The organism is Paenibacillus sp. OK003, from assembly GCF_900109515.1.
Classification (GTDB): domain Bacteria; phylum Bacillota; class Bacilli; order Paenibacillales; family Paenibacillaceae; genus Paenibacillus; species Paenibacillus marchantiae.
This window is the reverse complement of sequence record NZ_FOBD01000009.1, coordinates 171,298-186,026: the sequence shown is the minus strand read 5'-3', so window position 1 is coordinate 186,026 and position 14,729 is coordinate 171,298. Positions and strand designations below refer to the sequence as shown.

General features: G+C 36.7%; 15 protein-coding genes and 2 pseudogenes. 11 read left to right on the top strand and 6 right to left on the bottom strand.

Going from position 1 to position 14,729, the window contains the following annotated elements:
• Positions 1–3: 3 nt before the first annotated feature.
• From BMW94_RS16085 to BMW94_RS16070, 5 genes are all read left to right on the top strand, one after another.
• On the top strand, positions 4–528 hold the full coding sequence (locus tag BMW94_RS16085; protein WP_090999912.1) for a hypothetical protein: 525 nt from the start codon (positions 4–6) through the stop codon (positions 526–528).
• Positions 529–1,364: 836 nt separating this feature from the next.
• Entirely contained in the window at positions 1,365–2,738 is a 1,374-nt protein-coding gene (locus BMW94_RS16080; RefSeq protein ID WP_090999911.1) for a hypothetical protein, read from the top strand.
• Entirely contained in the window at positions 2,735–2,887 is a 153-nt protein-coding gene (locus BMW94_RS30545; protein ID WP_175480726.1) for a hypothetical protein, read from the top strand. Before BMW94_RS16080 ends, BMW94_RS30545 begins: the two co-directional genes overlap by 4 nt.
• A gap of 123 nt (positions 2,888–3,010) precedes the next feature.
• Positions 3,011–3,178, top strand: coding sequence for an aspartyl-phosphate phosphatase Spo0E family protein (locus tag BMW94_RS31310; RefSeq protein WP_090999909.1), 168 nt, complete (start codon positions 3,011–3,013; stop codon positions 3,176–3,178).
• A gap of 1,261 nt (positions 3,179–4,439) precedes the next feature.
• Entirely contained in the window at positions 4,440–4,847 is a 408-nt protein-coding gene (locus tag BMW94_RS16070; RefSeq protein ID WP_090999907.1) for a DUF3908 family protein, read from the top strand.
• Positions 4,848–5,154: 307 nt separating this feature from the next.
• On the opposite strand, the gene BMW94_RS16065 is transcribed toward BMW94_RS16070, so the two are convergent.
• A complete protein-coding gene (locus BMW94_RS16065; protein ID WP_090999905.1) occupies positions 5,155–5,709 on the bottom strand; it encodes a hypothetical protein in 555 nt (184 codons plus the stop codon).
• 18 nt (positions 5,710–5,727) lie between these two features.
• Positions 5,728–6,435, bottom strand: a complete 708-nt coding sequence (locus BMW94_RS16060; protein ID WP_090999903.1) for a hypothetical protein — start codon at positions 6,433–6,435, stop codon at positions 5,728–5,730.
• A 115-nt stretch (positions 6,436–6,550) separates the two neighbouring features.
• Between BMW94_RS16060 and BMW94_RS16055 the strand changes: the two genes are divergently transcribed.
• From BMW94_RS16055 to BMW94_RS16040, 3 genes are all read left to right on the top strand, one after another.
• Positions 6,551–7,009 (top strand): hypothetical protein, encoded by a 459-nt coding sequence (locus BMW94_RS16055; RefSeq protein WP_090999901.1) that lies wholly within the window; start codon positions 6,551–6,553, stop codon positions 7,007–7,009.
• Positions 7,010–7,378: 369 nt separating this feature from the next.
• Positions 7,379–8,032 carry a stalk domain-containing protein gene (locus BMW94_RS16045; protein ID WP_090999897.1) on the top strand — a complete coding sequence of 218 codons (654 nt, stop codon included), beginning with the start codon at positions 7,379–7,381 and terminating at the stop codon, positions 8,030–8,032.
• Positions 8,033–8,127: 95 nt separating this feature from the next.
• Positions 8,128–8,337: a hypothetical protein gene (locus tag BMW94_RS16040; protein WP_090999895.1), complete on the top strand. Its 210-nt coding sequence runs from the start codon at positions 8,128–8,130 to the stop codon at positions 8,335–8,337.
• Between the two features lie 908 nt (positions 8,338–9,245).
• Here BMW94_RS16040 and BMW94_RS16030 read toward each other — a convergent pair.
• Positions 9,246–9,917: an SOS response-associated peptidase gene (locus tag BMW94_RS16030; protein ID WP_090999891.1), complete on the bottom strand. Its 672-nt coding sequence runs from the start codon at positions 9,915–9,917 to the stop codon at positions 9,246–9,248.
• 716 nt (positions 9,918–10,633) lie between these two features.
• Between BMW94_RS16030 and BMW94_RS16025 the strand changes: the two are divergent.
• Positions 10,634–10,885: pseudogene (locus BMW94_RS16025) on the top strand (fibronectin type III domain-containing protein); the annotation flags it as partial.
• Positions 10,886–10,939: 54 nt separating this feature from the next.
• On the opposite strand, the gene BMW94_RS16020 reads toward BMW94_RS16025, so the two are convergent.
• The 3 genes and pseudogenes from BMW94_RS16020 to BMW94_RS16010 all read right to left on the bottom strand — a co-directional run.
• Positions 10,940–11,797: an ATP-dependent DNA ligase gene (locus BMW94_RS16020; protein WP_090999889.1), complete on the bottom strand. Its 858-nt coding sequence runs from the start codon at positions 11,795–11,797 to the stop codon at positions 10,940–10,942.
• Between the two features lie 62 nt (positions 11,798–11,859).
• Complete coding sequence (locus BMW94_RS16015) at positions 11,860–12,210, bottom strand: hypothetical protein (protein WP_090999885.1); 351 nt, start codon at positions 12,208–12,210, stop codon at positions 11,860–11,862.
• 14 nt (positions 12,211–12,224) lie between these two features.
• A pseudogene (locus BMW94_RS16010) lies at positions 12,225–12,536 on the bottom strand (NucA/NucB deoxyribonuclease domain-containing protein); the annotation flags it as partial.
• A gap of 389 nt (positions 12,537–12,925) precedes the next feature.
• On the opposite strand from BMW94_RS16010, the gene BMW94_RS30540 reads away from it, so the two are divergent.
• Positions 12,926–13,219 (top strand): hypothetical protein, encoded by a 294-nt coding sequence (locus BMW94_RS30540; RefSeq protein WP_090999881.1) that lies wholly within the window; start codon positions 12,926–12,928, stop codon positions 13,217–13,219.
• A gap of 937 nt (positions 13,220–14,156) precedes the next feature.
• Positions 14,157–14,729 (top strand): hypothetical protein, encoded by a 573-nt coding sequence (locus BMW94_RS16000; protein ID WP_090999879.1) that lies wholly within the window; start codon positions 14,157–14,159, stop codon positions 14,727–14,729.

Here is a 14,729-nt window from a genome sequence, read left to right as displayed (position 1 = left end):
TACATGGAGGAAAGATTAACAACATCGATAGTATTATATGGGCAAATCGAACCAAATAATATCAATCAGTGGAATGATTTTTATCATATTTCAAAAGAGATTATTACCAGTTTAAATTTTAAGCCTAATTATATCGGAATTTCAGGTGATTCATTCCAAGGTGGAAAGCTCAGGACGTTGGTTCGTACTGAAAAAAAACTATTAAAATCTTTCGAAAAAGCGGAATATTTAGAATCACTTGAAATATACGCATTACCGGAAAATTTTACGATTGCGGCTTTTGATTATAATGCCTATATAGCGAGGAGTAAACAAGTCGATTTTGATCATATTTTGGCAACATTTACATCAGAGGCTTATAAAGATCTAGATCAAGAGAGATTAGTTGATTTACTCAGAAGATTTATCGTTTTTGAATCAGGAGAGATTTTTCAGTTAAGCAATTTGGAGAGCCCACAGATATATGCTTCAAAAGCTAATGCTCTAACAGCTTTTAAAACCCTTAATATATTGAATGAAATAACCTAATAACTCCTGAATCTATAATAAGTGGTGTTTGTGAAAATAATTTTAGCCTTAGAGTTTAAGAACTCTAAGGCTTTTTTCATGAAAGAATCTTAATTGCAAAATACTGATCTAACGCCATTGTAATAGATTTTATTTGTCTTTACATTAAAAAATAATAATAGTTACAATACAAGGAAATTTTGAGGCTAGGTTGGGTTGAGAATCAAGAAGAGGAACTTATGCATTTCCAAAAATGGACAGTCTCCTGAGGAGAAAGAGTTATGCCCATCAGAATGAAATGACGTAATTAAAAGACAAGCATGTTTGGAAGCTTTAGAGAAGTTTGCCAACCAGAGTAATGTGAAGGGAGAGGGAATTTTACCAGTAAAGTTGCACAAGTTTGAGAATGACTCGTGATTCATCCTAGTAGGAACTATAATTACAAACTCATAAAGTGATTAGAATATTATTTTTACACAAACCCCAATCATTATATTTTGATCGGGGTTCTTGTCTTTAAAAATACAAGCGCAAGGAAGCTAATCATAGACTGTATATGTGTTGGTTGTAAGTAGTCTTCTAGAAAGATTAGATAAGTCGATTGTTTAAACAATTTCCAATATACTAGTGATTACTGGTTCAACATCAAATCTAATTTTAGATGAAGTTCCTAAATGGGCTGGGTTCTTTGGTACCTTTTTTTGTTCGTATGAAAAGTTAACTAATAATTCTGCGAAATTCAATTGTTCAAGTATTATTGCAGAAAAACCATTGACCGATGGTAGAATAATCCATATGATACCTATATAGATAATAAAGACATAAAAAATGGATTATCAGTGGAGGTGAAATCATCCTTGGAAGTGATAACTCAACAATCAATTCGGGCAGAGTTGTTAAATTACATAGAAGAAAACCAAATGCTTGTTTATCATTTTGCTGAAATATCGGGTATTAATTCTGGAACTCTGAGTCGTTTCATAAATGGTTCTCAACTCATTCCGATCAAAGCTCTTGATAGAATGACATACACAATGGGACTTGAAGAGGGCACTTTTTATGATTTATATGTAGATGAGCTGCTAATTGATCCATCAACAGATTGGAGAAGGTTACGGCCGTTTCTAATTAGATGCTCACAGTTAAATAAGCTAACCTGTATTGAAAAAATTGTTGATCTTATGTTGGAGAAATCTTACTATATTTCTTCTTTATTTAATTTTGCTGAGTCTCTGTTTGAAGGAGGCAACACCACGGCATCACTTCTTATCTATAAAAAAGTCTCAGAAGGAGAACGTTATCAGCACGCCGAAAGGTTGGCGATATGCCAATATAGAATCTTTAAATTATCACTAGGGGATGACCAGCAAATTAATTATGAGCTTGCTCTAGTATTCGAGCCGTTTGTCAAAAGGCTAAGTGAATCAGAACAGTTAGATGCGTTGAAAGATCTAGCTAACGTATACGTTTCTTTGCAGAAGTGGGAGAAGGCAAAACAATTAAGCACTGAAATGGGTCGAATAGCTAGAATACAATATGATCTAAAACATAAAAGAACAGGCAATAAGGTAGAATCAACTGCTCCCAAAAAAATGTTGTTTGGATATATATTGTATTCACATTTGCTATTAGGGACAGTCGCTGAAGAGGCTCAGGATTTCAATGAAGCTTTTTACCATTTAGAAAAATATGAGGATCACAGTTGGATCGTTGAAACTGACGCTGCTGCTGAACATACTAAGAAACAATTTTTAGTCTGGTCCGCCGCTAATAGAATGCTTTATAGAATAATGACAGGGGATATCGATCTTATTGATAAGTATGTAGATTCCCTGGCTAACAATGATAACGAAATACTTCTAGGTCTATTCAAAGTTGTCAGAGCAGCGCTGAAATACTCCTTCAACATCGACCACATTTTAGAGCGTTACCATGATATGATTCATAATCAGGTAATCTCCCAAAAAAGGGTGGGAACGTACACTTCGCAAGTAATTAACGACAGATTTGTGATTTTCTTAGCTGATTTAGCTGAATATTATATTAGATCTCTGCGTCCTAGTATTGGTATAATCTTTGTGTTAGATAGTTTGGCAATATCTGCTAAACTAAATAATGATACTTATCTGGTCAGATGCTTCTGTTTATTTGAGAAATTGAGGCATTTAGCGACAGAGGATCAACTAGATAAGTATAAAGCAATTTTAAAGGAGGTAGAATTAGTTATATGAAGAAGATGATGATCGCATCTTTGGCCGTGACTTTAGCAATTTTGGTAATTGCTCCACTTAATCAGGTATCAGCTGGTAACAACGAAGTTATTCCAAAAAAAGATATTTCCATAATAAAAACGAGCTCACACGGTGCTGGCGGTTGGTAAAACAGAATAATAATGTCCAAAACCTCCTGGAATGGAGGTTTTTTTAATTGTCTTTTTTGTATAAATTCACCAGTCTTGAATTTGAATAGAAAGAGATAGGATTAGTTATAGAGGTGATTGGCGATGTCAACTAATCCTACAATTAAAGAAAAAATAGAACAAGAGAGGTATGTCTTAAACAAGTTAGTTAGCATCCACGGTATTGAACATTCTCTGGTTATCAGTCAATCCGAACTATTAGATGAATTAATAAATCAACACAACAATGATACAAAAACATCATCCAGTTAGATCCGTCTGGTTAGTGAATTATGATATTAGGTAATGGAGCCGTGAGAATCGCGGAACATAAATCTAACTGCGGCTCAGTTTAAAGGATTAAAGCCATAAATAAATTTAAGTGTATTTGTATGAAAGAAAACTATGATCCTAAAATGGATAATTACTATTCATGACTTATAAAGGATGGTGAGAAATGATTGATAGTAGTATGGTTAAAAACTCACTACTCATGAATCGTGCAGTTTATCGTTTGAATATAAGTTCTAATACGGGTCTGATTACATAATTTTAATTGATTCAACGTTTATTGATCCACAAAACTTTCATTCATTTGAAGTATTTAAGGGTAGGCAAGTTTTTTCATTCATAGCAAAAGTAATGCTCTCATGACTAAATACTAAGCCTGGCAACATGGAGGACAGTAAATGAACAATCACACAATTTATTTCCCATGGGATATACAGAAGCGAAGTGCAGAGTGCTATGTCAGAGCAATAATAAAAGAGTTTGAATTACCTTTGCCTGTAAAGATTAATTTAGTCTTACCATCAAATGAGTACATTTTAAAGATTGAGCTTTGAGTTTATAAGCGAAATAACGTTATATATCTAACATGATTCCATATGGAAATTTCAAGGGTTACTCAAAACATAATATCTCGTACAAGCTTTCGGAGATCGAAGAACTTGTTGCGTTGAGCAAAGCATAATACAGTATAAGATTTCAAAAACCAGATCAAAGACAGTCAAGAGATTGTGGTCTTGACGTACAACATTCAGATTATAAGTTTTTGATCACATGGCTCCCCGTTAGGAGGTTCCATTGCTAGAAATTCTATGAATTAGATTAACAAGTATTATTTTTACTTATAAAACCCTAGGACGAGGCTTTTCAGCCGCTGAACCTAGGGTCAGAGATTTCGTTTACGCATTCCAATAGGAGTGCGACCCATTGATCGGTTCACGCACTTTTACATGCGACCTTTTCTAGGGCATTTATTTTATTTCAGGTCCGGATGCCGTATCGCAATTAACGTCTAAAAATAACGATACGGACTGTGAATGTTTTGAACAAAAGTTCAATCTTCAATCTCAGTCGATTCACCCGGTTTCACTTCTTTCTTGGAGTAAAGTCTATTGTATACCGAAAATAACCATATGTCACAAGGACTAAACCGGAAGGCGTTCTTCAATTGCCCCATAGACGATGTTAAAAGAGGGATATTATTCCTTCCTGTCGAACTATCGTATCAAGAGGGAGTTGAGTGAAAATGAACAGTTATCATGATTTCAAAAGAGAAATGGGTAGTATCTCGTATGGTGGATATACGAAGATTTTATCAAATATTCAAAAATACGTTACCGATGATGAAGTAAGAGCCTTCTATCCCAAAAATTTTTTTACAGATAGTGCAGAAGTTGAGTTTTTTATATTCACAGAAAAAAGTATTATTCGTTTCAGGCAAAACGCAAGAGCATCTGATGTCATGTATTATAAAAATTTTCAAGTCGAGACGTTAAGGATTATTAAGTCAAATTCGCGCCAAGAAGAGAGGCAACTTGAAATAAAACTCAGATCAGGAGAGAGTTTTTTCTTTGATTCTAAAGCTGATTCAAATCATCATTGGGAAGATACATACGGGAAGTACATTGAAAATATCTTTATCGTATTGAAATAAGCTTCGTTTGGGGTTCCTTTTACTATGAGTAAAAAAAAAGTGCATCACAGCTTACGAAATAATAGGTACTGTCGTCACTAGGAAGAAGAGTACAGTAACGACTACGATGGGCGTGGCTGGCGCAAATAAACTTTCTATCGTAACAGGAGAGACAAACTTACCTGCACTGGGTAACGACAGGATCAATTATGTGACGGCTTATGCCCTAGGTCGGCAAAGCAAGAGGAGTTGATACTTAGTTTAAGCTTTGCATAATTGAACAAAAATAAGACTCTCACGAAACTAAGTCGAAAGAGTCTTATTTGTCTTATCGTGGTAATTCACCTGAACCTACATATTTATCTTTCTTACTATTCCACTTATAGTTTGCAACTGCGATCTTCCAACCACCTTCTGGATAGTAATTCTTCCACATTTGAATTATTTCCCCGGTTTTCGAAATCTCTATTCCAACATCACCCATAACAGATAACTTCTTTTTAAGAGTACCATTCTGATATTTATAAACGAGCAGTTCTGTATTTGATGGTAAATAGTCAAGAGTAACAGCTACTTGCTTTTCTTTAGCCGAAACATTGAGGATATGGATTGTTGGTTCTTCATCGCTATAGTAATTTGTATCTATAAGTACTATGACACCTTTGGAATTAATAAGATAAAAGTTGCCTGATTCAGTGATCAACAAGTGTTCTTTCTTATTGTCTCCGTTTAGGTCTACTGACTTACTGACTGTTACACGCTCTCTAGGGAATTTCTTTTCTAACAAAGTCTTTGGATTTACAGTAGCAGCTTCAACGTAAGATGGGCTTAATACGAACCCAAACATCGCCATGGCACAGAATAGAGCTAGTATTCTTTTCATGATGCTTCTCCTTCGTATTTATTTATCATTTGCGTCGCTAGCACTGAACATTATTCCAATAGCATCAGATCCAGTTATGCTATAACGAATTCCGTTTAGTTCTGTTGATTCGTTTACAGTTGTCCAATCCACGCCTTCATTAAGGATACCCAGATCATCAAGAACACTACCAACAGCTTTCGATGGTAAGTCTGGATTGGTTGCGAGTATAACTAAACCAATAGTTAAAACAAGATCTGTTCCAGATGAAAGAGTACCATTACCTTGGCCTATCATCATTACATCACGTAATGATCCGTCTGCTTTGTTTACTGATCCGGCTATGCCTTTGTAATCTGTGGTCATATACTGGAATACATCTTGAGCTGGTCCAGTTTCAATGTTTAATTTCTTGCCAATTTTCAGTTTGGAGTTATTAAGCACATCTGCGCGTTTATTGAACGATTTACGAAATTCTTCCGGAGTCATTCCCAGAGTTCCTGGTATTTCTGCTATCTTTTCCTTTTGTTTCTGAACGTCCTCTTTGGCTACCTTAACATCCTGGGTCTTACTAGCAGATTTTTCAGCAACAACAGTTCCCGGCTTGGTTTCAGCAGGAGTGGATACTTCGGTTTTCGCAACTTCTTCTTTCTCAGTTTTCTCCTCATCTTTGTTTCCAAAGATACCTCCCACTATAATCACAACTATAAGCCAAAACCACCATTTTTTCTGAATAGGCTTTTTCAATCTTCATCCTCCTGATATAGTAATAATTAACAACATGAATAGTCTATCAGACCTAGGTATTTTTATCTAGGGAGATAGGTAGGTTTATGGGGAACTTACGAGGAGAGATTGTTAAATGCCGAAATTTTTAGTTTGGATTTTAGTATGTATTGTAGGATCGATATTATTACAAATAATAAGTGTGGGGTTATTAGAAAGTAGTATTTTAGGCAACTTACCGATACTGGGGAAATTGTTGATGTTTTTTGATATTGGTTTTTTAATTTATTATATGAATGATGGGGTGACTGTAAACAATTTGGTAGTATTTACTGCACGAGCAGTTAGTTTGTATGCAACGATATATACAATTATATTCATGAGTAAAATAGAGTATTTTCAACTGAAGTTAGATTTTGGAAACTCTATTGAAGTTAAGGTAACAATAACCGTAATAGCTATAATAGTAAACTTCGCAATTTTGTTTGTTGCCAGTTCGATTGCAATACCAATCGCAGAGCTTTATGAGAAAGCGATTATTAGACTTTATCAAGTAATTGATGAAATGAAATCTCTAACAAATGGATTTGAATAATCGTGTGAATATAATCAAAATACATCCGATCATTAAATCGTCACTTTACTCGGATGTATTTTGAAATGGAATAGATACTGAACAGCTGACTATATCTGTAACTGGAATCCATTCAACTCCATGTTGATGTTTAATCTTAACCCTCTTTTTGTCAGTTGACATCATAATGATTCCTATGTAATTCGAATTATCTTCAAAAACCAAGCAAACTGAGTATCCCTTATTTTCTGCCAAAAGAAGATCTTTAATCATTATAACCTCCGAATATGGGTCAATTTATCTATATCATTATAATACTTATTTACTATATAGGAAAGTTTTGAGATAATATTGTAGTACAAAACCAAGATAGTACTGAGGAGGAAGAAAATGAGATTTAAGAAAACAGGATTACTGTTATTGGCATTTCTAGTGGTCGGAGGAACGGGAGCATTTGCTGCATCAAAAAGTAAAACAGTTCAGGCAACGGTTAGTAATTTCAAGTATGCTCTAAATGGTAGCAACTGGACCCCGCAGTCAAAAACACAACCAGTAGTAATCAATGGACAAACGTACATACCAGTTAGTCTAGCAAAAGAAGCAACGAAGACGAACATAACTGTCGACGCCAAATCAGGCAAAATGAGTTTCGGTGAAAAACTTGCTAAAACTCCTTTTGATAAAGAAAGAATTTACTATTTTTCAACATATGCTGGCCTTTCAAGAGATTCGAAATATACGGAGAATAAATACAAAGAAGTCGTTACAATTAAAAATTTAGGTTATATCGTGCTCTATCCTAATAATAAATATCAGACCTTGGTTCTTGATCTAAAACTAGTAGATGGATCTGGACAAATATTATTGAAAGATGAAGATACAGGTGAGCATATCAAATCGTTATTTTTAGAAGAGGGTAAGCAAGAAAATGTAGAAATTAATGTAACTGGTATTAGTAATAAGGGAGTTAAACTTTACATGGAGGCAGACGACTTTAAAAAAGAGACAGTACTAGTGGTACAGCCAACTTCGCATTATAAGTAACTTACTAAAGAATCCTGGACATATTGTCAGGGTTCTTCTTTTTTTTGATGAAGGTATCGCCACTTGATAGTTGAATTATCAATTAGGGTGATTTGATGAATCATACATACAGAGTATTATCTACAGATATGGATTTCCTCACAGCAGCCTTAACTGAGGTACGCGTATCCGTCTGGCATGTTCTGGATGATCACGAGCACATCATTGACTATGGCGGTCCGGTGGTGGAGTACAGCCCAGTATCCATTAAGATCATGGGGAAGAGATACTTTCGTGAGACATTTGAATTTAGGGTACAAAAATAGGAGCCTTGGTTAATGGCTCCTTTGTAGCTGAAAGCTAGATTACTGATCCTTTAATAAGTCTAACAAATAAAATAAAAGTCCTATTCCTCCAGCAAGAGCTACAACTCCAGCAAAAAAGTTGGCGAATATAGAGGTAGAGAATGAATTGATTTTTCCGAAAGTTTGACCACAATAAGGACAAAAAACAGCTTATATTTCCGAACATTCTACCAAAGAAACGAGTAGCCAAATAGAACATTGTTAGAATGAAAACTGACTGTAATTATAATACCTATTTTCTCTTCCATGTATTCCCTCCAACTATGTAATTTACCCCAGAATAGTCTATCAGACCTATGTATAATTTTCTAAAATTAGAAAGGCATCAATTAAGATCATGGGCAGTAAATAATTCTTTAACGTGTTTGAATCTAAGGTACCAAAAAGGAGGCTTTTATGGCTCCTTCTCACCTAATTATTTATCATCTTCATAAGTTCAGCTAATGCTATGAATCCACCGCCAATGCAAATTACGAAACCAACGAATGACCCGAAAATTGAATTGAAAACTCCATTAGATCTACCATAGTGGTGGCCGCAATTAGGGCAAATGATAGCTGATATTGAGATAGTATTACCACACGATTGGCATTGTTCTAACTTTCGGTTAAATCGACCTTTGATCAATCTAAAGATATTGATAAAAAATGCTATTAAACAGGCTATACCAAATATAAACAAACAAGTAGTGATGAGACCGGCAATACCCAGAAGTGAGTAAGATGCCATATTATCAAACATTTTGTTCCTCCATCTATGTAATCAATCCACTTATGTTATCAAAGTTATTCGTCTATTTCCATATATTTCTGTATTATGAACAGTAAAAAAAGAGTGACTACCACTAAGGTATCACTCTAGTCGAATCTCTAATTAACTTTTTTCAATAGTTCCACACTGTTATTCCTCACATTACCGACTTCCTTCGGCACCTCGTAAGCTCTCATCTCTGACGCTTGATATGGCTTGAGCAATCCAAGCAGCGACTGCAAATCTTCATTATCTCTTCCAAGCCATTCTTCCTCATCCTCAGGGCGCAAGATGACCGGCATACGATTATGGATGTCTTCCATCAGACTGTTTGGTTCAGTAGTAATGATGGTGCAAGTACTGAGCTTATTCCCGTCTGGGTCTGTCCAGGTGTCATATAGGCCAGCTAGAGAAAAGATGCTATCATCCTTCATGAGTATTCGCATCGGCTGCTTGTTGGATCCTTCCTTTTTCCACTCATAAAAACCACTACACGGGATAATACAGCGCTTGGAACTGATCAGACGTTTAAAAGCTGGCTTTTCCGCGATCGTTTCTGCCCGAGCATTAATCATCTTATTACCAATCTTGTCATCCTTGGCCCATACGGGTACCAAACCCCATCGGAGTGAGCCCAGTCCATTGCCGTTTTTGCTCCCGATAATCGACGGAATGTATTGCATGGGTGCAGCGTTGTAATTAGGTTTGTATTCGAATCCATCAGCTATAGAAGCATAGTATCTCTCCATAATTTCTTCAATTGGATCTGTAATCGTGAATCTTCCGCACATATCGAAGCCTCCTTAAAGACGCTATTATATGTAATTTAACTCAAATCTTTAAAGATAGAAACGGGTAATATGTGGGGGTGCATATCCAAATAAAAATAAATATGCAATAAATTAGATGATATTTATAGATCAGCAAGTTTATGTTTAGACGTTTGGATAAACTTCATTCTACAATAGAAGTAGGGAATGTACATAATAATCTTAGGGGGATTCATGTGAAAACAACGTTTTTTAAGAAAATCGTTTTAATGATTGGGGCATTTATTTTAGCTTTAAGTGTAGTTCCAAATGCAAGCGTGAAAGCTGCTGTGGATTACAGTGGTGGGTTGCTTGATGGCAAGCAACTTTATAATAGCGGTGGATTCACTGGAGGAAGTTTAATAGGTACGGAAGCAACTGATAATAATGAGAATACGTCTTTTCTTGTTGATAAAAGTACTCCGGGTCCCACAGGAACCTTGGATCATATTTATTATGATTTTGATTCTCCTCAGACCGTTGTATCTTACCGTTTGAAGGCAGATAAAAGTACTAATATTGTAATCGAGCTCTTAGATAGTCAAGGAAATTACGTTACATATTTTCAAGTAAGTACTACCGATGGCTCTTTAGTGACATTACCAGTGCCTGCAGATGGTGTAAGTAAAATCAGCCTAGTTAACACAAACGCCAATTCAACATTGAAGGTTTTTGAATTTAACGCATATACACCTGAACCACAACCAGAGCAACCATCTGGCAACAGAGCCATCATGGTAGTCACAATGACCACAGGTCTTGAAAAAGAATTCGACCTAAGTATGCAAGAAGTTAACAGCTTTATTGACTGGTATGAAACAAAACAAGCTGGAAGCGGAAAGGCATCTTACGCTATTGACAAACATGACAACAACAAAGGCCCGTTCAAAAGTCGCAAGGACTATATCCTGTTTGATCGAGTTCTTACATTTGAAGTGAGCGAATACTAAACAGTCAATACAAAAGGCTCCGCATTGAATTGCGAAGCTTTTTTTTGCATTAGCTCACACAATAAATTGATCAAACACGGGTATACGCAACAAGCCTGATTTGGTCCAGTTACGCATCTTGACGCGAGCTTGTATCTTTGGTTCCAGGTACACATAATCCTTGTCCTGGCCCGTTACGAGCTGCTTGCATACACCACGAAATGCCTGCTTATGTTTTGGGCTCGGGCCATGTTCTATTATCCCTGCTGGTCGGAGCTTTCCAGACGGATCGCGAACAGCCACAAGCCATCCAAATTCAGCCTTGCGATACCCGGTAATGAATACATTCGCGTAAGACCAGTTAATGATCTTCATCCAGTTCTTGGACCGTCTGCTGACGTACTGGCTGTCCTTGCGCTTCCCAACTACACCTTCCATGCCCATAGACTCTATTTGGGCGTACAAGTCCTCTCCAGCGCCTTCTATATGTGGAACAATTCCAAAGTTAGAGGAAGGAAGAGATAGACTGTGTAGGATCATCTTGCGTTCCATAAGAGGTAGCTTACGTAGATCCCGTCCTTGGTAGAAAAGAATATCAAATATGGTGAACGTGGCAGGCAGTGTTTTGATAAGCTGCTGTACCTTGGAGTGCTGACGTGTGCTAAATCGGCTCATCACAGCCTCGAAGTCATTTAGTCCGGTTTCGGGATCAGTGCAAGCTACCTCGCCGTCTAGGATAATATCAGAGTCAAACGGCAGAAGCAATTCCGGGTACTGACGAGTACATTCATTATTGTGACGTGTGTATAACCGGACATTGCCGGACTCTTGCGAATATATCAACCGGTGCCCATCTACTTTAGGTTCAAAAATGAATGCTGAATGTGAGAAGGGACCTGGTGCTGTTTCAAGTAACATAGGACTAATGAACATAAAAACACCTCAATCCAATTATAGCGTTTTGCCATAAGGATTGAGGCGGTAAGTTATGGAGATCACTTCATATAAGTTTGTTCAAACCATTCAACAGACTTTGTTAGACTTACAATTCCTATCACGAAAAGACCTATGGCAAAAAGAAAACAGATAAATATTGAATCGCCTAATCCATTCATTTTACCATAATGTTCACCACAGTATGGGCAAATAATGGCAGTGTTTGAAATCGAACGTCTACATGATGTGCAAGGGACCATTTTATTTACTCTTACACCTTTCAATCTTTTATAAATATTGATGAACGCCTTGATAATAAATATGATTGATAATACAAAAAATGATAAAGTTAATGTACCCAAACAAAACACGCCAATGTAGTCACTAATTTCGTTAAGCTTCTTACTCATAAACATTTATCTCCTCACTCAAATATAAACTCCACTAATGTACCATCCGGATATTCCTCCAACTGATTTCCTTCCCAACTGCCAGCGCCTCGGTTATCCGATGGACTTATGTATTCAATATCGGCTCCTTCTCCACCCTCTGCACACATTGCCATAGGCCATTCATCACGATCGTATCCTTTTTTTGTTTCTACACCTCTCAGGGACAATTTGCGGTTTTCATCAGCGCCACTTCTATCAATGGTGCATGTTGCTGCATGACCGCTGTCTATGGCGTCCTGAATGTGCTTGGCTGTTTCTGGATAACGATCAGCGGGGAAGAGCAGTTCTACAACTTGCCCAGTTGCTGCTGGGGTGCTTTCTTTGACAGGCTTCTTCTGATAATCATTTAGGCTCTTGGTTGAAATAAACTACAGCAAACATAATCCCAAATACGATAATAGCTAAAAATAACTTTTTCATTATTTAATTACCTCCGTTTTGTTTACTTCGGCAACTCCTTAAAATACTCCTTCACCTGATGCTCTAAAAGCGTGTAGTGACGCCAGGTGAACTTATTGTTTATGTAGAAGAAGAAACTTGTCCTTATTGGGAATGATGATATAACTCTCTCTCCATGAGATTCCTTATAAATGTACCTAGTCTGTGCGACTGGGTATTTTTGTTGTCGATAAAAGAACTTACGTTCCCGTATAATATTGACGAGGTGATTAACTTGCTAACGGATTTCCAAAGAAAGGTCTTACGGATCTTGTACAACTACAAAGGTGGGCGGCGCAGGTTTCCCACAATTCACGAGCTAACGGTTAAGACAGGGAAGCTTAATCCAGATGTCATGGCTGCTTTAGACGCCCTTATTGCCGCCGAATACATATATTGGGATGACAAGTCAGACACATCTAACATCGCCATTCTTGAGGGTTGGGAGCGCGAATCTGAGAAACCACAACTTCCCAAGGTACAATCGACGCTTAAACCTGCGAACACGGATTACTGGACACAATATTGAGAAGAAACGAATTGTGACAAGCGAATTGACGGGGAACGGAGTTTTCGAGGGATCTCGAGTAATTCTTCCAGAACATCGTAAGGCGTATCTTCAGGCAATGAGTGTTAATCACGGCTATAACATCTTTCATCTCTTCACCTCAAACGAATTGAATACTGTTAACGTAACAAAGCAACGTTCCTGAGGCGATGAGGATTACTGTTGGATTTCATTATCTGAGGTTATAGCTGCGAATAACTGATGATATATAAACTGCGGATTTTCGTTTATAAAATTTGTGTTGTTGGGGTGAAGAAAAACTACTACGATCCTATAATTTTGATGGTCTTTGATGAATATCCAAATTGAGTTTCTTCATTAGAATAGGTAAAGAAGGTGTCGAGGGACAAGAACATAAGCCCATGAACCAACTAGCCTGTCATCATTACATCCGAACAGCGGCAATAATTTGAAATAATGAGGACTAGAGCGCTTCTGTGTTTTGGGACAAAAACTTTCATGAGGCACGGTAATTTTTAAAAAGGATAAACACAGGAATTGATCAAAATCTCTCGAATAATACAAAAAGAATTAGTTACAGTAGACCTAGAACTACTAACAACTACAGGAGCTATTCTCAGTAATGATGCATCGACTAGCACTTTTGTGGGATGGGATGTAGCTAGTTCCCAATTTGAAGCAACCACATCTGGTGAGAACAGAATCATGGGTATCCTTACACCACCAAGCGGATAATAATCCAACGGGGCATACACAAAAGGTAAAAGTTATCGTGCGCCTTGCCAACAATTATGGCAATTGATACGATAAAAGATCTTGAGGTAGCCAATGAAACGGCTACAGAGGATTTGAAATCAATGTGGAACGAGGGGGTGAAACTAAGTAGTGGTTTAACAGGTATCGTAAGTGTAGAATATATATTCATGGAGGAATAAATTTGGCAAAATTAATCGATATTTTAACAAGGGCATTAGCTAGGTCGACAGCAAGAGAGCTTGTAAGAGCATATGATAAAAATAAAAGAAACTCTCATCGACCTTCTTTAACTGAAAAGTTAAAGAATAAAAGTGAAGAACCGAAGTTAAAACAAATACTTCAGGAAAGAAGAGAGCGATACAGTGATAAGGTCAATATTGCTGATTGTTACTTGAGAAAAGATTGGAGTATAATTAGTATTTTTAGTGAACATGAACATGAGATATCTGAGTATTTTGAAAAGTTTTGGTGGAGTCGTACTCAACAAGAACGATGTCAATCTGCTATTAGATATTCAAGAATCTATATGACCACACCACAAAGGTTAGATTTGTACGGGAGATTAAATATCTCCTATTCTGAATATATATCGAGAGATGGTAGATCAAGACCTAGTTTAGCTGAAACAACCGAGTTTATAGTGATTAATACCGATACATTTAAAATTTTGAATGAGATGATGAATAGTAAGGGGTACATATTAGATTTTCATGCTAATACGCCTAATCCTTTTTTCTCTTTAGCTATTGAGTAG

Coding starts and splice junctions, on each gene's coding strand:
- BMW94_RS16070 (WP_090999907.1), top strand. CDS start 4,440: ATGAACAGTTATCATGATTTCAAAAGAGAAATGGGTAGTATCTCGTAT.
- BMW94_RS30545 (WP_175480726.1), top strand. CDS start 2,735: ATGAAGAAGATGATGATCGCATCTTTGGCCGTGACTTTAGCAATTTTG.
- BMW94_RS16055 (WP_090999901.1), top strand. CDS start 6,551: ATGCCGAAATTTTTAGTTTGGATTTTAGTATGTATTGTAGGATCGATA.
- BMW94_RS16015 (WP_090999885.1), bottom strand. CDS start 12,210: ATGAGTAAGAAGCTTAACGAAATTAGTGACTACATTGGCGTGTTTTGT.
- BMW94_RS16065 (WP_090999905.1), bottom strand. CDS start 5,709: ATGAAAAGAATACTAGCTCTATTCTGTGCCATGGCGATGTTTGGGTTC.
- BMW94_RS16040 (WP_090999895.1), top strand. CDS start 8,128: ATGAATCATACATACAGAGTATTATCTACAGATATGGATTTCCTCACA.
- BMW94_RS31310 (WP_090999909.1), top strand. CDS start 3,011: ATGTCAACTAATCCTACAATTAAAGAAAAAATAGAACAAGAGAGGTAT.
- BMW94_RS16045 (WP_090999897.1), top strand. CDS start 7,379: ATGAGATTTAAGAAAACAGGATTACTGTTATTGGCATTTCTAGTGGTC.
- BMW94_RS16085 (WP_090999912.1), top strand. CDS start 4: ATGGAGGAAAGATTAACAACATCGATAGTATTATATGGGCAAATCGAA.
- BMW94_RS16020 (WP_090999889.1), bottom strand. CDS start 11,797: ATGTTCATTAGTCCTATGTTACTTGAAACAGCACCAGGTCCCTTCTCA.
- BMW94_RS16030 (WP_090999891.1), bottom strand. CDS start 9,917: ATGTGCGGAAGATTCACGATTACAGATCCAATTGAAGAAATTATGGAG.